Consider the following 21138-nt stretch of genomic DNA (forward strand, 5'->3'; position numbering starts at 1 on the left):
TTTTTTTTTTTATTATTTTTTTTTTTTTTTTTTTTTTTTTTTTTTTCCCCCCCCCCCCCCCACCACAAAAAACACCCCCCCCCCCCCCCCCCCCACGGGCATGTTCTAACCCTGTCGCTGCCGCGGCGTCAACTTTCATGCAACTATGTTTCCTACGAAGAAAGAGTACTGCTGTTCCCGGTCCGACCTTCTTTCGGGGTCTTGGGCACCCGGTTGCTTGCGGCGTATAGAAGCCAGAGCGGAAATCGTTCCGCCGTCTCAAAACAGCCGCCGAATACGCGAAAAACGACAGAGGCGACGACGCAAATCCGCCATCGCCTTGCTGCCTCGAGACGCCGCTACTGCGTCAGCACGTTGCTGATCTCGACCATGTTGGAGCGCACGCGCAGGATGTAGAAGCCCATCGTCGTCAGATGCGTCGGCAAAAGCCAGCCATCCTCACGGCCATTGGCGATGATGAAGGGCTGGATGCGCAGCGCCGACACGAACTGCGCGTCCATCGTATCCCACAGGCTCTGCAGGTGCTTTTCCTTGATCACGTCGTCGAAGTCGGCCTGGGAGCCCTTCATCAGGCCGTAATAGGCATAGAGCTGACCATAGGCGAACCAGAAGCGGTCGTCGGCGCGGGTATCGAACCAGCCATTGTTGTGGTTTTCGGCGCGCTCCTTGAGGATCGCCGAGGTGGAGCCGATGTCAGAAGCGATGCGGTCGATATACTGCTTGAGATTGTCGGCGCGCGCGTCGAACGTCGCCTGGCACGTGGCGAGACGGGCGTTGAAGGAACGCAGCTTGCGCACCGCGTCGCGATAATAGCTCGGCGTCGGCGTCTTGGGGCCGAACGGGTTCAAGCCGAAATACCAGGTGTACTCGTCGAACTGCAGATTGCCGCGCGCGTCCTGGAGGTCGGCGTCGATCTGCGAGGTCGTGCGCACGCGGCCGAGATTGTCGGCAAGCTCGGTCGCGGTGCGCCGCACCGCCTGGTTGATGCCGCGCTGGAAGGACGCCTTGTTGTCCATCCAGGGCGTGTTGTCCCAGTCGATGCCGAACAGACCGAGCTTGTAGAGGATCATCGACGAGATCCAGGCATTCTGATTGACGTTGAAGTCCGTCAGATCGGCGGCGACCTGGGCGATCGCCGAGTTGCCGCAGGTCTTGGCCGTATCGGTGCCGGCGCCGGCCGAGACCTGCTCGCCGGCGGAAACGTTGCGTTTCTCGAAAGTGTAGGTGTCGGGATAGTTCGGGTTGAAATTGTTCCACCACTGGGTGGCGTAGAAGAAGTTGGCGTAGAGGCCGATCAGCACCAGGATGGCAAGACCGACGACAGCCTTGAGGATCCAGCCGCGCTGGCCGTACCAGCGGCCGACCCACATGAACGGCCACAGGATGATGCCAATGACGAAGCCGATGCCGCGGCCGATCCATTGGAAGATCTGGGTGAAGAAGTTCACGATCGGATCAAGCATGGCTGTTTCACCCCTCAGAGCATTTCGCCGTTTCTCGGGAAACGGCGATCTGCTCTAACCCTTTGTTTTGACGCAATTCCGGGCGGAAAAACGATCACTCTTTTCCTGGAATTGCACTAGTCAGTCAAGCCGTAAAGGCGCGCGCGAAATGCTGCCTTGTCCTTCAAATATGTGGTTTTCAGAACGTCCACAACATGGCTTCGCCAGGCGTCGCTGTAGCCGTCATAGTCCTTGTAGAAGCCTGGCTTGTTGAAGACGTAGCGCGACACGAAGTCCTGCGGCACGAAATCCGAGATCAGCTGGTTGGTCAGCCAGGCATCGGGATGATCGGGCTTGGCGCGCACGACCAGGAAGCGCTGGCGCGGCGGCACATCCTCGATCTTGAGATGGCCGAGTTGGGCGATCTCGCGCTTGGCGGCGTTGAGGAAAGGAAAATTGCCGTCCGTGGCGATCAGGTCGGCATGGCCGTGGATCCAGGTCTGCAGCCAGACCTTGTCGACATCGGTCAGGTTGCGGTTGGGCTCGGCGTCGCGGATCAGCGCGCGCACGACCATTTCGGCGCGATGCTCAAGATAGCCGGAAGTCTCGATCCATGAGGCGCGCGGCAGGTCGAGGCGGCCAGTGGCGGCGAGGAAGCTGAACACCTTGTCGGCGTCGTTGATCGACAGATAGCTCACCTGCCACGGCCGCGAGCGGCGGAAGCCGGGCGCGGCGGGGTCGCTGATCACCGTCGTCATATCGGGGTCGACGAACACATAGAGGCCACCGAAATGGCTGGTCCAGTACGCGTTGTGGCGGAAGATCACCTGGTCTGGCACCAGCGCGTTCTCGCGGATGTCGCCGCAGACCTTGGCGAGGTCGACCATGCGCTCGAGCATGGCGTTGTCGCGCCAGGCGTCGGGCTCCTGCTTCAGCCGGTCGACCAACTTGCCGAGCTCGGCGGCCTTGCCCAGCACGTCCTCGGCCGACAGCACCTTGAACTCGACCTGGTTGATCGACAGCAGGTCCTCGATATCGTTGACCTTGGGGACGGAGTCCTCGATCTCGCCGTAGATCACGTCCTTGATGGTCAGCGCGTCGATGGCGCGCTGGTTCTTCGACATGAATTCGAACATCAGCTGCGAGGTGTTGGAGAAGGCGGTGTGGACCACCGGCAGGTCGATCTGCGACGGCGTCAGGATGATGAAGCGGCGGTTTACCTCGTTGGGGTCGAGATAGTCGTAATCGCCGCACTCCTCGGCGATTTCCGGCGAGAAGCCGGTGCGGTCGATCTGGAAGCTCTTAAGCTTGGTAGGCTCAAGGCCGAACGCGGCAAGAGCCTTGTTGTAGCGCTGGATGAGATGCGGCTCGTCGATGGCGAGCAAGCGGCCGTAGATCAGCTCGTTGTCGCGCAGAAGGTCGGGTTTCTTGGCGCTCATCTTTCCTTCTCCCCGTTTACGGGGAGAAGGTGCCCGAAGGGCGGATGAGGGGCGGCGCCGACGCTCATCATCCTTGCTCCGATCTTGCAGCCGGAAGAAATTTCGCATCGTGACCAATCATCTTGCGGTCCAGCCGACCATCCAGCGCCGCAACAATCGTATCCAGCACATCCGCGAGGCCGGTCAAAACATCCGCGTGCCAAATCCTCAGTACCGACCAACCATTGGCATTCATTGTCTCGTCCCTGTATCGGTCGCTAGATCGACCCGCGTGCTGGCTGCCGTCGACCTCGACAACCAGATTGGCCTCACGGCAAGCAAAATCCGCGTAATAGGGGCCAATCGGCAGTTGGCGAACAAACCTGTAGCCATTCAATCGCCGACCGCGCAGTTCATGCCAAAGCCTTTCCTCAGCATCGTTCTCAACTTTCCGCAGCTCGCGGGCTCTCGCAACCTTCGGCTCATTTCTGCCACGCATGGCGCTGCCCCTCATCCGCCCTTCGGGCACCTTCTCCCCGTGAACGGGGAGAAGGAAAAGATCACCACAGCCCCTTCTTCTTCAATTCTTCCATCTCATGCGCCGCGCGTTCGCGCAGCCTTGCGTCGCGCAGGAGCTTCTCCACCGCCGCATCGTCGGACTTGTCGGAATAGCGGAATTCGGAATCGGCGTAGCGGTTGATCTCCTGCATGACCATGTCCATCGAGAACGGGCCGCGCAGTTCCTCGATCATCGCTTTCTTGTCGTCGTAGCTCTTGTGCATGAAGGCTTCGGGCTTTTCGAACCAGTCGTCGGGCAGTTCGATGTCCATGGCGCGCATCTTGATGGCGTCGGTGACGTTCTTGATGGCGCGGCCGGTGAAGCGTGGCTCGGCGTCCTTGATCATGTGCAGGTAGGTGCCGACATCGGCCATGGTCTTGGGCGCGCCATTTTCCTTCATGTAGCGCTCATAGACCTTCACCAGCCCGTCTTCCTGCGGCTTCTCGTGCTCCTCATAGGCTTCGGTCACGGCACGCTGGATCTCCTGCGCTGCATAGAGCTCGTGTTCGCCCAGCGGGATCTCGTGGTTCTTGCCGGCTAGCAGCACGAAGATGTCGATGTAGTCGTCGCGGGTCTGCGGGCCATCGACCAGCCAGCGCGCGCCGGCGCGCTGGCGCAGCGCATCGTCGACATTTTCGGGATAGTTGGAAAACATGCCGAAGGAGCAGTTGCCGCGCACGACCGTCGAGGCGCCGGCAAAGGCGTCCATCAAAACGCCGGTTATTTCCTGCTGGCCGGCCGAGGCGCGGTCGTCGGAGCGGCGCGCGGCCACCTGGTCGATGTCGTCGATGGTGCCGAAGCCGATGACACGCGGATTGAGAACGTTGTTGATGAACTGGCGGCAGTTCTGGCCGGATTTGCCCTGATAGGACGAGATCTGGTCGACGCCGAAATTCTCGTAGGCAAAGGGATAGCCGGCGACCTGGCAGTAACCGTTGACGAGGCCGGCGATCATCTGGATCAGCGTCGTCTTGCCGGTGCCCGGCGCACCGTCGCCGATGAAGGTGAACAGGAAGCCGCCGAGCTCGACGAAGGGGTTCAGCTCGCGCTCGAAGTCGTAGGCCATCAGCATCTTGGCCAGCCTGACCGACTGGAATTTGGCGATATGGTTGCCGACGACCTCTTCCGGTTTCTTGAAGGTCATCACCAGCGGCTTGGCGCGCTTGCCGGGCGCGACGTCGAAGCCGTCAAGCGTGAAATCGTCGATGTCGATACGGATATGCGCGTTCTCGAACGGGCCGATGCCGTCGAAGCGGCCCTTGCGCGCCAGCAGGCCATCGATGGCAATGCGGGCAAAGGCCCGTGCGCGCGTCATCAGGTCGGCGTCATCCTTCGAACCGGCAATCGCCTTGTCGAGGCCGGCGACGATCGACTTCACCGCGTCCTGCGGCGTGTCGAACAGGAAGTCGGGTTCGGGGCTATCGTTCGGCGCCTCGCCATCGCTGTCGATCAGCTGGAAGAGATACGAGGCGAAGCTGAAGGCTGAAACGTAAGCCGAGGCCGACAGAAGCTTCTTGAAGGCCGACGCTTCGTCGCCTTCGAGCGGCGCGCGGACGTTCTTGGCCTGCAGGCTTTCGAGGTCGGAGCCCTCGGCGAACACATCCGATATGGCCAGCGCGATGGCCAGGCCGCGCCGGGCGCGATAGAGCAGCGTGTGCTGCGGGATGCTCATCAACTGATCGTCGGGGTGAATGGCCGCGACCGTCTTCGACAGCTCGACCTCGCGCGTGCGACGCACCGAACCGACCGACACCGTCGAGACGAAGCGGCGGTTGGTGCCGGCGAGCGCGGTGCCGGATTCGCGCGACGGATCCTCCAGAACGAGGATGCGGGTAATGAAGCTCTGCGCCGTCGCGCGGTGCTTTTCGATTGCGGTTTCCGAGATCGTCGTCAGGCCGGCGTCCATCATCAGCTCCTCATCGGAATTATCGTGCTGGCACCGGCGGACGAATCGCGAGCTTGATGCGCAGCATCGAGATACAGGTCAAGCGTTTGGTCCAGCCTTTCGAAAAGCAGCTTGTCGAAGGCGACATGACCGCCGCCGCGCTGGTCAATTTCAAGCGCCGCGATGTAGGCAGGGCGGTCTTCGGGGCGGATCGCCACGGGCGGATAGCCGGCGCGCGCCAGCACGAGGTTCATCAAGAGCCGTGCCGTGCGGCCATTGCCGTCGTTGAAGGGGTGAATGCCAACGAGCCGTCGATGGGCCTCGAATGCGGCTTGGGGCCTATTGCGTGCCGTGCCAAGCCAGCGGCAGAAAGCTTCCATGAGCGCGGGCACCTCGGTTGGCGTCGGGAAATTATGAACGCCGGCATCGGTGTTCACATAGCGGGCGCCGTCGGCGTAGCGACCGGCGATTTCCGGCTTGGACTTCGCGACGACCAGATAATGCAGGTTGCGGATGTCCGCCTCGATTATCGCAGTGTCGCGTTGTGCGGCGATTTCCAACACCCAGTTGAGAGCGCGCGCATGATCCACCGCTTCGAGGTGGTCCTTGAGGGGCTTGCCGCTGATCGTCATGCCTTTCTCCAGGACCAGGGCGGTCTCGCCCGCGGTCAGCGTGTTGCCCTCGATCGCGTTCGACGTGTAGGTGATGTCGATCCGCTGGGTGTGCTCCAGGCTATCCAAGGCACCTGGGCGAACTTTCTTTTTTAAAGCGTCAAGCTCTCTTTTTTTGGCGAAAACTCTGCCTGCTGGTGTCATTTTTCGCACCTCGCTTGCGCGCCGCGCCTCTGGCTGCGCAAGCATCTCATACATCGCTGATGACCTGTCCGTTGGACAGGATGTGGACCTTGTAGCCGGAAAAGATCTTTTGTGCTTCGCCGGCGGCATAGAGTGCCTGGTAGGCCTCGTGCGGGATCAGCGCATGGTTCTCGTAGCTCGATACGCCTTGGCGCGCCGCTTCGAGGTCGTCGGTGTTGATGAAGAATTCCTGCGTCGTCTTTTCGCTGGAGAACAGGCCCTTGCGGCCGGGCTTCTCGGCCTTGGAAAAGACTTCCTGGATCGTCCAGGTGAGCAGCCAGGCGTTTTCCGGCTTGCGCACCTTGGCCAGAACCTCGGCCACGGTCGAATTGTTCTCGGTGATGCCGGCCGAATAGAAGGGGCCAAGCACGACGCGCCTTAGCTGCTTGGGATGCAGCGGCTCGAAATCCTTGTCGAGATTGACCGCGATCGTCGCAGGTGAGAGCGTGTAGGCCGAGTTCTTTTCGGTGAAGTCATCGAAACGGTGGGCAAGCTCCGGGTTGAGCAGGCCGTCGACGGGAAGCGGGATGTCGACCCTTTCGTTCAGCTTGCCGTTGCTGTCGACCAACTGACGCACCATGCTTTCGGAAGAGTCCTCCACCGTCACCATGTAAACCAGCGGCAGGTTGGCGCTGCCGTCGAACGAGGCCCAGTGGACGAGATAATAGGGCCGCATGGTCTTCGGGTTGACCGAGACCTTGGCCGTCTGCGCCAGGGTGAAGGGGCCGAAGGTCGCCTCGCTCTTGACGTCTTCCAGATAGAGCCGCTCGGCCATCGACTTCTGCAAAGCTTCCGGAACCGCCTTGTGGCGCAGGATGAAGTCGGCCATCTCCTCGCGCAGTTCTCCGGCCTGCGGGATGTTGGCCAGGCGGGCATCGGCCTGCTGGCGGTCGTTTTCCAGCTCGAGCAGGTTCTGGAAGACGGGATAGCCGCTATCGGCGCGCGAAATGCGGAAGGTGTCCATGAAGCCCAGCCGGTTGCGCCAGCAGGCAAAGGACTTGTCCAGCCGCGCGATATATTCCGCGACGATCTTGGCGACGATGCCGTGCCGGTAAAGCGGCGAGCGGTCGTCGCGCATGAACACTTCCAGCCCGCTCAGCGCCGCCGTGATTGCGGAGAAATAGCGTGCCGCCGCGTCGTTCTCAGGTGTCATGTGGCTGCCGTGGAAATGAAGTCAGCGGCGCCGCCTATTGCTGCACGTAGTTGGCGGCGTTGTGCTTTTTCATCACATCGTCGAAGCGGCGGGCGAAGGCATCGTCGGCAAGTTTCTTGCGGCGCTGGATGTCGGCTGAAGCCACCATGTTCTTCTCGTGCATCTCCAGAAGGTCGCCGATATGCTTCTGCGAGGCGGCGCCGATGCCGGCCATCGTCTCCTCGGCCGTGTTGTCGACCTGGCTGCCCAGGGTGTTGATCTTGTGGGCGACGTCCTGCTGGGCGGCGGTCTTCAGCGAATCTTCCAGCGCCTTGTAGAGGACGATGCGCTGCTCGGTGTCGATGGTCAGCTTGTTGATCAGCGTCGACTGCGCCGCGATCTGGTTGTTGAGCGAATCGACGAAGGTCTGGAACATCGAGGTGTAGCGCTCAAGCGTCTGGCTTTCGGCCAGCAGCTCCTGTTCTTTGGCCTGCTTCTCGTTGTATTCGGTCGCCATTTTCGAGCGCTCGCCCTCAAGACCGGTGCGCTCCTTCTGCGTCGTCGAGGCGGCGATCTTGTTCTCGATGTCGAGCAGCATCGGGTTCAATTCCTCGATGCGCTTCTGCACCGCTTCCAGATTGGTCATGGTCACCTTGCGGCGCTCGATCACCTGCGAAAGGCTGGTCTCTGAAGTCTTGTAGCGCTGGTCGAGGACCTGTTTCTGCGCCTTAAGGATACCGACGATGGTATCCGACTTCGCCAAAAGCTCCTGCAGATTGCCGGCCAGCGACATGTTGCGGACGCGATCGGTACGCATGCGCTGCTTGCGCTGCGCCGAGAACACGCCGACGAAGTTCTCCCAGCCGGTGTAGTTCTTCATGCTTTCGAATTCGGCGCCGAAGACGTTGGTAGCGTCCTCAAGTCCGATGATCAGGTCGGCGATGTTGCCTTCCATGACCTTCTGCTGCTTGAGCACATCCTCGATGCGGGCGTTCTCGATGTCGAAATTGGCGTCGCCGATCTTCTTGTCGGCCTGCGCAAGCGTGTCGAGCACCGTGCCCGACTGCTCGATCTTGGTGCGCATGTCCTGCACGACCTGCTTGGTCTTGGCAATTTCGGCATCGAAATTCTGCAATGTCGCCATTGGGGCCTCCCGCTTCGGCATCCGTTTTCCGTGTCGTGGCGGCGAATATATGTGGGGCTTCAAGGGATTGAAAGAAGGAAGACAAGGAGAGGCGTCAAAACAAAAGAATTGGTTAGATCCTTGAAAGACAAGGCAAGCATGCGTAAGGCGCCCAGTAATGTGCGCCGTCATCGAACAGCTTTAGCTGATATGCCTTAAGCTCTTGTTTTTACGAAGGGCAATCAAACAGCGCCCTCTTGCGGCGGCAATACCGGTCGGGCTTGGGATCGGCCTTGAGGTACCGGCATCCGCTCAGACCGGCGCAGGCCGTGGGCATGGCGCTGATCGCGCTGGCAACCCTCGGCGTGCAGCTTGGCCGGCGTTTCCGATACGGCGTGTCTCGGCCGCCTGAGACTCTTCATGCCCGGACAAAGCCGATGAAGTCGTCAGGCTCGGCCCGGCCCATCTCCTCTTCCCAATGGCGGCGGCAGAGCGAAACATAGACGTCCTTGCCGATCGCCACCTGCTCGCCCTGTCTGGCCACCTTGCCGTCGGGTCCCAGGCGCACCACCATCGTCGCCTTGCGGCCGCAGCGGCAGATGGTGCGCACTTCGCGCAGGTCGTCGGCGATGGCGAGAAGCGCGCGCGAGCCGGGAAACAGATTACCCTGGAAATCGGTGCGCAGGCCGTAGCACATCACCGGAATGCCTAGACGGTCGGCGATGCGGGCGAGCTGCCAGACCTGCTCTTCCTCGAGGAACTGCGCCTCGTCGACAAAGATGCAATGCACCGGGGCATGCTGGTGGTGCTCGGCGACCCTGGCATAGAGATCATCGCCGCCGCGGAACATCTCGGCCTCGGATTCGAGGCCGATGCGCGACGAAATCAACCCGCTGTCGCCCTTGCGATAGTGGCCAGCGACGAACAGCATCGTCGACATGCCGCGTTCGCGATAGTTGTACGACGCTTGCAAAAGCATGGTCGTCTTGCCGGCGTTCATCGTCGCGTAGTGGAAGTAAAGCTTGGCCATAGGTGCTTTTAAGCCGACTTGCCGCGGCGCGGGGAGGGGGCACCGGCTTCGTCCACCAAAAACTCCATGTCGTTCAAAAACCCGTCATGTCGCTTAATGGCCAGTGCGCGCCGTTCATCGCGGTGTCGAACCGCTTGAAACAACATCAAAATGGTGTTTGGCTGACGAAACAAGGCGGGCGCAAGAACCGTGACTTCGCTTTGCCTCGGAATTCCAATGGGAGAAAGTTCATGTCGCGTATGAAATCTATCGTCGCAGGCCTCGGCCTCGCGGCGCTTTTGACAACGAACGCCGCCTATGCCGGCGATCCGGCGAGCTGCAAGGCCGTTCGTCTCTCCGACGTCGGCTGGACCGACATCCAGGCCACCACGGGTCTGGCATCGGTTCTGCTCACCGCGCTCGGCTACGAGCCGCAGACGATCCAGCTTTCGGTTCCGGTGACCTATGCGTCGCTGAAGAACAAAGACCTCGACGTCTTCCTCGGCAACTGGATGCCGTCGATGACCAACGACATCAAGGACTATACCGCCGACGGTTCCGTCGAGACGATCAGCACCAACCTGACCGGCGCCGGCTATGGCATCGTGGTGCCGACCTATGTCGCGGACGCCGGCGTCAAGACGCTGACCGATCTCGGCAAGTTCAAGGACAAGTTCAACGGCAAGATCTACGGCATCGAGGCCGGCAATGACGGCAACCGCATCATCCTCGACATGATCAAGAACCCGAAGGACAACCTCGAAGGCTTCGAGCTGGTCGAGTCCTCGGAGGCCGGCATGCTGACGCAGGCCGAGCAGTCGATGAAGAACAATGAGTGGATCGCCTTCCTCGGCTGGACGCCGCATCCGGTGATGGGCGCCATGAAGATCACCTATCTCGACGGCATGGGCGACAGCGGCTTCGGCGCCGCCACCGTCTATACCAATGTGCGTAAGGGCTACACCACCGAATGCCCGAATGCCGGCAAGTTCATCGCCAACCTGAAGTTCAATCTCGACATGGAAGGGCAGATGATGGACGCGATCCTGAAGGGTGGCGATGCCCAGACGGTGGCGACCGACTGGCTGAAGAAGCATCCGGACGCGATCGCGCCCTGGATCGCCGGTGTCACCACCTTCGACGGCGGCGACGCGGCGGCTGCCGTCAAGACCGCGCTCGGGAGCTGAGCCGGCTTTGAGTCCGGAATAACGATCCGGAAGAGGGCAGCCAGTAGAAAAGGCTGCCCTTTTTCTTAAAGCGCGCTGCGCTTTAAGCCTCTGTTTTTACGCATGTCATTTTCCCAAAACCGCTGCACACTTTTGGGTGACATGCGTTAAGCTGTGAGAAGATGACCGTACGGAAAGTGCGGCGAAGCCGAGAGGGGAAGATGGATCCGATTTCGAAATTCCTGACCGAATACAAAATCCCCATCGGGCCATGGGGCAAGGCCTTCTTCGGCTTCCTGACCGACAATTTCGACACCATTTTCCGGGCGTTTTCAAACGGGCTGAATTTCCTCCTCGACGGTGCGGTGGACCTGCTGCTGATGGTGCCGCCCGTGCTTTTGGTGCTGGTCATCGCGATCGTCGCCTGGCTGTTGCAGCGTTCGCGGCCGCTCGCTATCGGCGTCTTCCTCGGCCTGATCTTCATCATCAACCAGAACCTGTGGAAGCAGACGGTGCAGACACTGGTGTTGGTCGTTGCCGCGGCTGCCATGGCCATGGCGATCGGCGTGCCGCTCGGCATCTGGGCCGCGCACAAGCCGAAGGTCTACCGCATCATGCTGCCGGTGCTCGACCTGATGCAGACGCTGCCGACCTTCGTCTACCTGATCCCGGTGCTCACGCTGTTCGGGCTCGGCAACGCGCCTGGCCTCATCGTCACCATCATCTTCGTCATCCCGACCGCCGTGCGGCTCACCCATCTCGGCGTGGTTTCGGTGCCCAAGGCAATCGTCGAAGCGGGTGAGGCGTTTGGCGCCACCAAGCGCCAGCTTCTGTGGAAAGTGGAGCTGCCCTCGGCGCTGCCGACCATCATGGCGGGCCTGACGCAATCGATCATGCTGTCGCTGTCGATGGTGGTGTTCGCTGCTCTTATCGGCGCCGGCGGCCTCGGCACGGAAATCAACCGCGCGCTCGGCTCGCGCCGCATCGATCTCGGGCTCGAGGCCGGCCTGGCAATCGTCGTGCTCGCCATCGTGCTCGACCGCATGACCCGCATCGGCGTTGGAGGCAAGAAATGACCGTCGCGGTTGATTTCAAGAACGTAGACATCGTCTTCGGCGCCGATCAGGCAGGTTCGCTGGCGATGATCGACAAGGGCGCCACGCGTGCCGAGATCCTTGAAAAGACCGGCAACGTGCTGGGCTGCGCCGGCGCCAGCCTCACCGTCCACGAGGGCGAGATCTCGGTGCTGATGGGCCTGTCCGGCTCCGGCAAGTCGACGCTGCTCAGGGCGGTCAACCGGCTAAACGTGGTGTCGCGCGGCCAGGTGCTGGTCAAGGACGGCGACCGTACCGTCGATGTCGTCACCTGCGACGAGGCGACCTTGCGGCGGCTGCGGCAGAAACAGGTGGCCATGGTGTTCCAGCAGTTCGGCCTGCTGCCCTGGCGCACGGTCGAGGAAAATGTCGGCTTCGGCCTCGAGCTTGCCGGCGTGCCGGAGGCCGAGCGCAAGGCGCGCGTGCAGAAACAGCTGCAGCTTGTCCATCTCGACCAGTGGTCGAAGAAATATGCCCATGAGCTTTCCGGCGGCATGCAGCAGCGCGTCGGTCTCGCCCGGGCCTTCGCCACCGAGGCGCCGATCCTGCTGATGGACGAGCCGTTCTCGGCGCTCGACCCGCTGATCCGCACCAAGCTGCAGGACGAATTGCTGCAGCTTCAGGCCGAGTTGAAGAAGACCATCATCTTCGTCAGCCACGATCTCGAGGAGGCGCTGAAGATCGGCACCCACATCACGATCATGGAGGGCGGCCGCATCGTCCAGACTGGCGCGCCGGAGGACATCGTGCTCAAGCCCGCCAACGACTATGTCCGCGACTTCATCGCCAATGTGAATCCGCTCTCGGTGCTGACGGCCTGGAACGTCATGCGCGACCGCCGCGACCTCGAACATGGCACCGACGGTTGGGTCTGGCTCGACCGGCGCAAGACGACGCGCTTCAAGATCGACGAGCACGGGCTGGTGGCGGCGGCCGAGCGCGACGGCAAGCCGGCGGTGTGGGTTTCCTGCGCCGACGTGGAGACCCAACCGGAGGAGACCTCGCAGGTCTTCTGGGCCAATCCCGGCACCTCGCTTAAAACGGTGATGTTCGCCATGCACCGCTCGCAGACGGCGCCGGTGGCGCTGTTCGATGAAGGCTCGCGCTTCGTCGGTGCGATCGGTATCCGCGACGTGCTGAGCGCGGTGCTGAGGCGATAGGACTTTTTCGCAGGCGCTCAATCCGAGGTCCGGGCGTTCCGCCTACGGCTTGTTTTTCGCTTCCGTCGAGCGCAGAGTCCCTATGTTGCGTGCCCATGCCATGCGCCGAGGGGGTGATGCCGACGTCGCGCACAGGGGTTCCAGGCGCGATTGCGCTGTCGATTTTCGCCGGGGTCTCGCTTGGAAGCGGCGCGGCGTTTTCCCAAAGTTTTGTCATCGGCAATGGCGTCGTTGCTGGCCAGCAGACGATGACCGGGGCCGGCGACGCCGGGGTCGTGGACCCAAACGGAGCGATCGAAACATTCGGCGCCGGCGTCGATGCCGTGCGGATATTCAATTCGGATCAGCGGCTCACCAATTACGGGTTGATTGCAACGCTGGGCGGCGGCGCCGCCAATGTGCATTCGCAAGGCAGCGACGCTACCATCCTCAACAGCGGAGCCATTCTGGCGATAGGCGATGGCTCCATAGGCATTTTGTCAGAGGGTGGCAATGCGCACATCCTCAATAACGGCGTGATCGAAGCGCTTGGCGTCGCCACATACGGCATCATCAGCGATGCGCCGGGCGGGCGTGTGGACAACCATGGCTTTATCGGCGTTTCCGGCACGGCCGCCGCCGGCATAATCGGCGATGGGCCAGACCTGGCGATAGACAACAGCGGCTCGATCGAGGCCTATGGGACCGCCGCCACCGGGATCATCTGGCAGAACAATGGCCTTCGGGTTGACAATTCGGGGTCGATCACGGTGGCGGGGCTGGCTTCCGTCGGCATCGGCGCCAGCGGCAATGACATCGCCATCGCCAACAGCGGCACGGTCGACGTCTTCGGGACGGCCTCGACAGGCATCGGCACACTACTCGGCAACGCGACGATAACCAATTCCGGTTCGGTGATCGTGGAGGGTTTGGCTGCGGTGGGCATTGCCGCCCAGGGCAGCAACTCCGTCATCACCAATTCCGGCCGCGTCTTCAGCGACCAGAGCGCGGCGATCTATTTCGGCGCGCCCGGCGCGACGCTGAATCTTCTGGGCGGGACGGCCGTCCAGGGACCGATCGTCTTTTCCGGCGGCGGCAACACCGTGACCTTCGGTCCTGCACTGAATGCCATCATGAGTTTTTCAGGAAGCGGCTTGCCGCAAACCGTCCTGACCGGCGGCAGGCCGTTCGTGACGAGCGGCGACAGCGTGGCGGTGGTCGATATCACCGGATTTGCGAGCAGCGGCCCACTGGTCGAAGACCTTGTCGACGGCATAGCCGGCGTCGCCGAGGCGCGCATGTCCGCCCCAGGCGACCCCATGCTTTCGAAGCATAACGGTCCGGACGCCTGGATCTCCACCTTCGGCGGGATACGCGCCCAAGGCGGCTCCGGCGCGTCGGCCGGATTCAGCGAGGCGCTGGGCGGCGTCGTCGCCGGCGCCGAGAGGCGCTCGGGCGACGGGTTCCTGGGTGGCGTGCTGCTGGGAGGTGCCACCGGATCGACCGAGGTCGACGACGATGCGCAGGAGATCGTCCATCGCAGTGTGTTTGCGGGCGGCTATCTCGGCTATGACGCCGGCGCGCATTTTGCCGAGGCGACATTCGTTGCCGGCGTGCTCCAGGAGCGCAGCCGCCGCCGCGTCGCGAACAATTTGGTGCTCAATGGCATCGAGACGGCGCGCGCCGATTTCAACAGCGTGTTCCTCAGCCCGTCGGTTACGCTCGGCACGCGGCTCCCGGTCTCGGCCGGCACGCTGATACCGAGCGTGAGGCTGCGTTACATCGGTCTGTTCATTGACGATTATGCGGAAACCGGTTCGGACGGCGATCTCGCGGTCTCGCGGCGTGATGTCAACGTCTTCGAGGCGCGTGGCCAGCTCGCGCTGGCCCTGGCGCCCGTCAGCACGCAAAGCCAGACCTGGCAAACCACGCTCCGAGCCGGGATCGACGCGATAGCGCAGGACAGCGACGACCTGTCGGCGACGCTTCTTGGCCAGGACATCTCTTTTGCCGCCGGCGGCAAAAAAGTGGTGTTGCGCGGCTTTGCCGGCGCGGACATTGCCGCGGAAGTGGGCACCGGCATGATGTTCAATGCCGGCTTCGAGGCCGGTTACGGAAGCGACAACGCCTTCACCATGCGAGGCGAAGTTCGCCTCAGCAAGGCTTTCTGAACGAGCTGTTCGACAAACCCGGCGCCACATTTGAAGGCGGGCACTTCGTGGCCGCAGGGAAGGCTGTCTACCGGTCTATATTTTTTTCGAAATCCATTCCGATTCCGGCGGTCCGTGCGATAAGATATTGCTGCGACCGCGCGGAGGGCGCCCGGCGGCGATGCAGCGGGGTATGGCGAATGATCTTCCGTCAGCTTTTCGATTCCGTTTCGGGCACCTATTCCTATTTGCTCGCCAGCCGGCGCGGCGGCGAGGCGCTGATCATCGACCCGGTGCTGGAGAAGGTCGACCGCTATCTGCAACTGGTCAATGAGCTCGACCTGAGGCTGGTCAAGGCGGTGGACACGCATCTTCACGCCGACCACATCACCGGCCTCGGCGCATTGCGCGACAAGACGCATTGCGTAACCGTGATGGGTGAGCAGACCAAGGCCGACGTGGTGTCGATGCGGCTTGCCGACGGGGACAAGCTTGGCATCGAGGGGTTGGCGCTCGACGTCATCTACACGCCCGGCCACACCGACGATTCCTACAGTTTCATCCTGCCCGACCGGGTCTTCACCGGCGACACGCTGCTCATCCGCGGCACCGGCCGCACCGACTTCCAGAACGGCGATCCGCGCCAGCAATATGAATCGATCTTCGGCCGCCTGCTCAAGCTGCCCGACGAGACGCTGATCTTCCCGGCGCATGACTACAAGGGCGAGACCGTGTCGACGATCGGCGAGGAAAAGGCCTTCAACCCGCGCCTGCAGGTGAAGTCGGTCGACGAGTATGTGAACATCATGAACAATCTCAATCTGTCCAACCCGAAGATGATGGATGTGGCCGTGCCGGCGAATATGCGGGTCGGACTGCACCAGGACGACATCGCCAGCCGCGGCTGGGCGGTGAGTGCCGAGCAGGCGCTGGCGCTGGTCGGGCGGGCCGACGTGGCACTGATCGACCTGCGCGAGCAGACCGAACGCGAACGCCACGGCGTCATCCCCGGCGCGATCCATCTGCCCTATGCGCGGCTGCAGGAAAACATCGCCGCCGGCGGCATGCTGCATGAGCTGGCGAAGTCGACGAGCAAGCAGCTCCTGTTCTATTGCGCCTTCGGCGAGCGTTCGGCGATGGCGGTGCAAGCGGCGCAGGATGTCGGGATATCGAGCGCCCGCCACATCCAGGGCGGCATCGATGCCTGGCGCAAGGCCAGCGGCCCGCTCATCCATTGAGACTGGCCCGGTTCAGTTCAGTCCAATCAGCTTTGCGCCGTTCCGGAACAGCGCCTCGGCGTCGCGGTCGAAGCGGAACGTCGCGATGAAATCGTCGGCGCGATAGTTCGGCAACGTGTTGCGGATCGCGGCGGCGAAGCTTCGCGCTTCATCCCGCCGGCCGGCCAGCGCAAGGCAGTGTGCGGCGATCGCCAGGATGATGACATGGGCATTTGGGCGTGCTGCCGCCTTAAGCGCCCATTCGGCGGCCGCTTCGAATTCGCCGAGGCGGGCATGCGCCATGGCGCGGGCGCCCATCATGCCGAACAGCAGCGGATCGAAGGGGCTGAGATGGCGCGAATGATCGGACGAACCGATCGCCGATTGCGGGTCGCCCGACTGCGAATGGACGAAGGACAGGGCGTAGTGCCCGAGCGCGAAATTGGGGCTGAGGTCGACGGCGCTCGCCAGCTCCAGCAGCGAGCCCTCCTGTTCGCCGCGCAGCCATAGCGCGCGTCCCATCGCCCAGTGGGCGGCCGGGTTGCGGTCGTCGACCAGCAGGCTCTGGCCGGCGCTTTCAAAGGCGAGCGCGGTCTCGCGGTCGCGGTCGCCCCAACGCTGGAAGGCGCTTTGCCAATGAGTGAAGGAAAGGCCGGCATAGGCGCGGGCGAAGGTAGGATCGAGCTTCAACGCTTCGTTGAAGAAATGCTGCGCCAGTTCATTCTCCTGGCGCGTGAAGCGGTACATATGCCAGAGACCGCGATGATAGGCCTCCCAGGCGCTCAGCGAATTGGGCGCCTTCAGCATGGCGCGGTTGCGCTCGACCGTCGTGATCTCGGCGGCGATGGAGGAGACAATGCTGTTGCCGATATCCTCGATGACCGCGAAGATCTCGTCAGGCTTGTGCTCGAAGGTCTCGGTCCAGACGATCCTGGCCGTGCGCACCTCGATGAGCTCGACCGAGACGATGACGCGGCCCAGGAGGCTGCGGACCGAGCCTGTCGCCACATAGTCGACATTCAGCCTGCGCCCGGCGTCCTCCGGCGCGATGTTCTTCTCAGCCAACGCAAAGACCGAGCCGCGGGCGATGACGAAGAAATCACGGAGCTTGGCAAGTCGCGTGATGATGTCATGCGTGAGGCCGTCGGCCAGCCCGCCGCGGGGACCGCCGGCATTTGCGTTCTCTGCAAACGGCATCACCGCAAGCGAAGCCCGGCGCGTCGCCGCTGGTTCGGATTCGATCGCCGCGATTGGCGGTTGCGCGGCCGGGAAAGCCGACCCGGATCGGGCGCATGGCGTTGCGGTGTTGCGGGCTCGCATCTCGTGCCATGCCTCGCGCAGCGGAGCGAAATCCAGCTCCTCAGCGTGAAACAGCTCGGCCGCGGCGGCAAGATGTTCCTCGCCAGCGCCAATCTGTCCGCGCCGCGCGAGATTTTCCAGCAGCGCCACATGCGCCCGCCCATCGAAGGGCGCGAGCTCCAGCCATTTGTCGATGTAGGCGGCGGCCTCCTCGGCCTCCGGCGGGAGGAGGCCGATAATGTGCTCTAGAACGGCAACGTGACATGACGAGAAGCGCCGGCGCTGCGCGGTCAGCCAATTGCTGAAAACCGGGCTGCGGTCGAGTTCCAGCCCATCGAGGAAGTCGCCGGCGAAAAGCTCTGAAAGTGCCCGCAACTGCTCGATACCCAGGCTGTCGATGCCTTCCGCCACTGCGGCCGCGGCCTCCACGGCGTCGATGCTCATGTCGGCAAAGCGAAGCGCCACCGTGTCGCTGTCGGTGACGACCCGATGCAGATCCGGGCCATCGAGCGCGCCGCGAAGCTTGCTCAGGCACCAGCGAAGCTCGCCGCGCGGATCGTTGGGCACATCCCACAAGAGCTCGCAAAGGCGGCTGCGGCCGACCGGGTGCGGCGCGAGCGCCAGATAGGCCAGCAGGGCGCGCAGCTTGCGCGAGGAAGGCAATTTGACGGATGTGCCGTCGCGCACGATCGTCAGTTTCCCGAGCAATCGCACGGAGAGCGTGCCGGCGGTGTCGTTCCGGCACGATCGGGTGGATTCCACGTATGTTTCCACGCTTTCTCCAACGCTGGCCAGTTGGTCCATATTCTATCACCAAAGACGACAGGAGGCAGCCGGCAGCCCCATTCCATGCCGGAACGCCGCCGTTGCCGCATTTTGCGGCAGGTCACGCAACATCTATCGCGGCAACGTGTCGAAACAGCGCCGCCCAAGCCGCCGGCCTGTAACCGGCGTGTGAGCACGTCAAGGAGCAAAGCCATGTTGCATCAGTTGAAGATCAGAACCACGGCCGGACGCGGCCGGTTGTTCGACAGCATTCTCGACACGGTCGGCGACACGCCCGTCATCCGCATCAACAATCTCGGCCCGGGCCATGCGACGATCTATGTGAAGGCCGAATTCTTCAATCCGGCTGCCTCGGTGAAAGACCGGCTGGCGCTCAACATCATCGAGGAAGGCGAGCGCAGCGGCAAATTGAAGCCCGGCCAGACGGTGGTCGAGGCGACGAGCGGCAATACCGGCATCGGCCTTGCCATGGTCTGCGCGCAGAAAGGTTACCCGCTGGTGGTGACGATGGCCGACAGCTTCTCCGTCGAGCGCCGCAAGCTGATGCGCATGCTTGGCGCCAAGGTGGTGCTGACGCCGCGCGCGCAGAAGGGTTTCGGCATGTATATGAAGGCGGTCGAGCTTGCCGAAGCCAATGGCTGGTTCCTGGCCCGCCAGTTCGAGACCGAGGCCAATGCCGCCATCCATGAGGCGACCACAGGCCGCGAGATCATCAACGATTTCGCCGGTTCGAGGCTCGATGTGCTGGTCACCGGCTACGGCACTGGGGGCACGGTTGTGGGCGTCGGCCGCGTGCTGCGTCGCGAGCGGCCGGAGGTCAAGATCGTGCTGGCTGAGCCGGCCAACGCCCAATTGATCGGCAGCGGCAAGGCACAGGAGCGCGGCGCCGGCGGCGCACCGGCCGCCAGCCATCCGGCTTTCGAGCCGCACCCGATCCAGGGCTGGACGCCGGACTTCATCCCCAACGTGCTGCAGGAGGCGATCGACCAGCGCTACTATGACGAGGTGGTGCCGATCCCCGGTCCGGAAGGCATCAAATGGGCCAAGGCGCTGGCGCAGCAGGAAGGCATCTTCACCGGCATCTCCGGCGGCGCCACCTTCGCGGTTGCCCGCCAGATCGCCGGCAAGGCTCCCGCCGGGTCGGTGATCCTGTGCATGCTGCCCGACACTGGCGAGCGCTACATGTCGACGCCGCTCTTCGACGGTATCGAGGCCGACATGGACGCCGGGGAGACGGCGCTGTCGCGCTCGACGCCGAGCTGTCAGTTCGAAGCTTGACGAGAAGAACCGCGACGCCGCCTCGCATGGCGGCGTCGCTCTTTTGCGCGTGGGGCGGCCATGCGTCGGCGGAGAGACCGGATGGATACACTTCAGGAAGCGACGGCTTCGGACGAAACGCTCGATCCGCCGGATTGGGCCGAGGTGGGAGCGCTCTCGCACCGGATAGTCGACGACGCCATCACCTATCTCAAGGATGTCCGCGACCGCCCGGTCTGGCGCGAGATGCCTGCCGAAGTGCGGTCATTCTTCAGCGCACCATTGCCGCGATCGCCGGCGCCGGCGGCTGACGTCTATGACGACGTCGCCAGCAACGTCATGCCTTACCCGATGGGCAACATCCATCCGCGTTTCTGGTCCTGGTACATGGGATCCAGCAATTTCACCGGCGCGCTCGGCGATTTCCTGGCGGCAATCCAGGGCTCCAATCTGGGTGGCGGCAACCATGCGGCCGGCTTGATGGACAGCCAGGTCGTCAACTGGTGCAAGGAAATGGTCGGCTTCCCGGCCTCGGCCAGCGGCACGCTGGTCAGCGGCGGTTCGATGGCCAACATCATCGGGTTGACCGTGGCGCGTAACGTCAAGGCTGGCGTCGACGTGCGCGAGCGTGGCGTCGGCGCCATCGCCAAGCCGCTGCGCTACTATGCCTCGGACCAGGTCCATTCCTGCCATCGCAAGGGCATGGAGGTGCTGGGCCTTGGCAATCGGGCGCTGCGGCGGATTCCTACCGATACCGGGTTGCGCATCGATATCGCCGCGCTCCAGGCGGCAATCACAGAGGACCGCGACGCGGGTTTCAAGCCGGCTTGCGTGATCGGCACCGCCGGCACCGTCAACACCGGCGCCGTCGACGATCTTCAGGCGCTGGCAAGAGTGGCTGCCGAAGAAGACCTCTGGTTCCATGTCGACGGCTGTATCGGCGCGCTGATCGCGATCGCCCCCGAAAACCGATCGCTCGTTGCCGGCCTCGAGCAGGCGGATTCGATCGCGCTCGATCCGCACAAATGGCTGCACGCGCCATTCGAAGCAGGCTGCGCGCTGGTGCGGGACGCATCCACGCACCGCAACACGTTTGCCGTCACGCCGGAATATCTGGAATCTGCGCCGCGCGGCCTGGCGTCCGGAGAGTGGCTGCACGATTACGGTCTTCAGACGTCGCGCGGCTTTCGCGCGCTGAAGATCTGGATGGCGCTGAAGGAGCACGGCGTCGAGAAGTTCGGCCGGCTGATCGACCAGAACATTGCCCAGGCGCGTTACCTCACCCGGCTGATCGAGGCCGAGCCAGCGCTCGAACTGATGGCCCCGACCACCATCAACATCGTCAGCTTCCGCCATCGGCTGGGCGGCGCATCCGAGGAGCGTCTTAAGGCGTTCAACACGGAGATCATGCTCAGGCTGCAGGAGGATGGCATCGCGGCGCTTTCCGACACCACGGTGCAAGGCCGGCATTGCCTGCGGGTGGCAATTGCCAACCACCGCACCCGCCGCGATGATCTCGACCTGCTGGTGCGCGAGATGCTTCGCATCGGCAGGGAAGTTGAGGCGGCAGCGCTACCGGGTTGAAAAGAGCGCGGCCAAGACGTCTCA

Annotated in this window: 16 protein-coding genes; 7 read left to right on the forward strand and 9 right to left on the reverse strand. The window is 62.8% G+C overall.

Features of this window, described 5'->3' with window-relative positions:
• Nucleotides 1–338: 338 nt before the first annotated feature.
• The 8 genes from AC0L2L_RS21590 to AC0L2L_RS21625 all read right to left on the reverse strand — a co-directional run bounded on the left by AC0L2L_RS21590 (nt 339) and on the right by AC0L2L_RS21625 (nt 9443).
• Complete coding sequence (locus AC0L2L_RS21590; protein ID WP_473580990.1) at nt 339–1463, reverse strand: DUF2333 family protein; 1125 nt, start codon at nt 1461–1463, stop codon at nt 339–341.
• A 116-nt stretch (nt 1464–1579) separates the two neighbouring features.
• On the reverse strand, nt 1580–2881 hold the full coding sequence (locus AC0L2L_RS21595) for a DUF6638 family protein (protein WP_473580992.1): 1302 nt from the start codon (nt 2879–2881) through the stop codon (nt 1580–1582).
• A gap of 67 nt (nt 2882–2948) precedes the next feature.
• Nucleotides 2949–3359, reverse strand: a complete 411-nt coding sequence (locus tag AC0L2L_RS21600) for an endonuclease domain-containing protein (RefSeq protein ID WP_473580994.1) — start codon at nt 3357–3359, stop codon at nt 2949–2951.
• 61 nt (nt 3360–3420) lie between these two features.
• Nucleotides 3421–5325, reverse strand: a complete 1905-nt coding sequence (locus AC0L2L_RS21605; RefSeq protein ID WP_473581028.1) for an AAA family ATPase — start codon at nt 5323–5325, stop codon at nt 3421–3423.
• 2 nt (nt 5326–5327) lie between these two features.
• Entirely contained in the window at nt 5328–6173 is an 846-nt protein-coding gene (locus AC0L2L_RS21610; RefSeq protein ID WP_473580996.1) for a Fic family protein, read from the reverse strand.
• Nucleotides 6166–7311 carry a hypothetical protein gene (locus tag AC0L2L_RS21615; protein ID WP_473580998.1) on the reverse strand — a complete coding sequence of 382 codons (1146 nt, stop codon included), beginning with the start codon at nt 7309–7311 and terminating at the stop codon, nt 6166–6168. The genes AC0L2L_RS21610 and AC0L2L_RS21615 overlap by 8 nt, the downstream gene beginning before the upstream one ends.
• Before the next feature lie 34 nt (nt 7312–7345).
• Nucleotides 7346–8434 (reverse strand): hypothetical protein, encoded by a 1089-nt coding sequence (locus AC0L2L_RS21620; RefSeq protein WP_027165006.1) that lies wholly within the window; start codon nt 8432–8434, stop codon nt 7346–7348.
• A 397-nt stretch (nt 8435–8831) separates the two neighbouring features.
• On the reverse strand, nt 8832–9443 hold the full coding sequence (locus AC0L2L_RS21625; protein ID WP_473581000.1) for a thymidine kinase: 612 nt from the start codon (nt 9441–9443) through the stop codon (nt 8832–8834).
• A 230-nt stretch (nt 9444–9673) separates the two neighbouring features.
• Here AC0L2L_RS21625 and AC0L2L_RS21630 point away from each other — a divergent pair, with 230 nt between their 5' ends.
• The 5 genes from AC0L2L_RS21630 to AC0L2L_RS21650 all read left to right on the forward strand — a co-directional run bounded on the left by AC0L2L_RS21630 (nt 9674) and on the right by AC0L2L_RS21650 (nt 16209).
• Entirely contained in the window at nt 9674–10609 is a 936-nt protein-coding gene (locus tag AC0L2L_RS21630) for a choline ABC transporter substrate-binding protein (protein ID WP_473581002.1), read from the forward strand.
• A 200-nt stretch (nt 10610–10809) separates the two neighbouring features.
• Nucleotides 10810–11664, forward strand: a complete 855-nt coding sequence (choW, locus tag AC0L2L_RS21635; RefSeq protein ID WP_027165003.1) for a choline ABC transporter permease subunit — start codon at nt 10810–10812, stop codon at nt 11662–11664.
• Complete coding sequence (gene choV / locus AC0L2L_RS21640; protein ID WP_027165002.1) at nt 11661–12842, forward strand: choline ABC transporter ATP-binding protein; 1182 nt, start codon at nt 11661–11663, stop codon at nt 12840–12842. Before choW ends, choV begins: the two co-directional genes overlap by 4 nt.
• Nucleotides 12843–12958: 116 nt before the next feature.
• Nucleotides 12959–14992, forward strand: coding sequence for an autotransporter outer membrane beta-barrel domain-containing protein (locus AC0L2L_RS21645; RefSeq protein ID WP_473581004.1), 2034 nt, complete (start codon nt 12959–12961; stop codon nt 14990–14992).
• A gap of 179 nt (nt 14993–15171) precedes the next feature.
• On the forward strand, nt 15172–16209 hold the full coding sequence (locus tag AC0L2L_RS21650) for an MBL fold metallo-hydrolase (RefSeq protein ID WP_473581006.1): 1038 nt from the start codon (nt 15172–15174) through the stop codon (nt 16207–16209).
• A 12-nt stretch (nt 16210–16221) separates the two neighbouring features.
• On the opposite strand, the gene AC0L2L_RS21655 is transcribed toward AC0L2L_RS21650, so the two are convergent.
• Complete coding sequence (locus tag AC0L2L_RS21655) at nt 16222–18291, reverse strand: transcriptional regulator (protein ID WP_473581008.1); 2070 nt, start codon at nt 18289–18291, stop codon at nt 16222–16224.
• Nucleotides 18292–18465: 174 nt separating this feature from the next.
• On the opposite strand from AC0L2L_RS21655, the gene AC0L2L_RS21660 reads away from it, so the two are divergent.
• Together AC0L2L_RS21660 and AC0L2L_RS21665 are read left to right on the forward strand one after the other, a co-directional pair.
• Nucleotides 18466–19551 (forward strand): PLP-dependent cysteine synthase family protein, encoded by a 1086-nt coding sequence (locus AC0L2L_RS21660; RefSeq protein WP_027164998.1) that lies wholly within the window; start codon nt 18466–18468, stop codon nt 19549–19551.
• Nucleotides 19552–19632: 81 nt separating this feature from the next.
• Complete coding sequence (locus AC0L2L_RS21665; RefSeq protein WP_473581010.1) at nt 19633–21114, forward strand: pyridoxal phosphate-dependent decarboxylase family protein; 1482 nt, start codon at nt 19633–19635, stop codon at nt 21112–21114.
• Nucleotides 21115–21138: the final 24 nt, after the last annotated feature.

Source organism: Mesorhizobium sp. WSM4832, assembly GCF_055811115.1.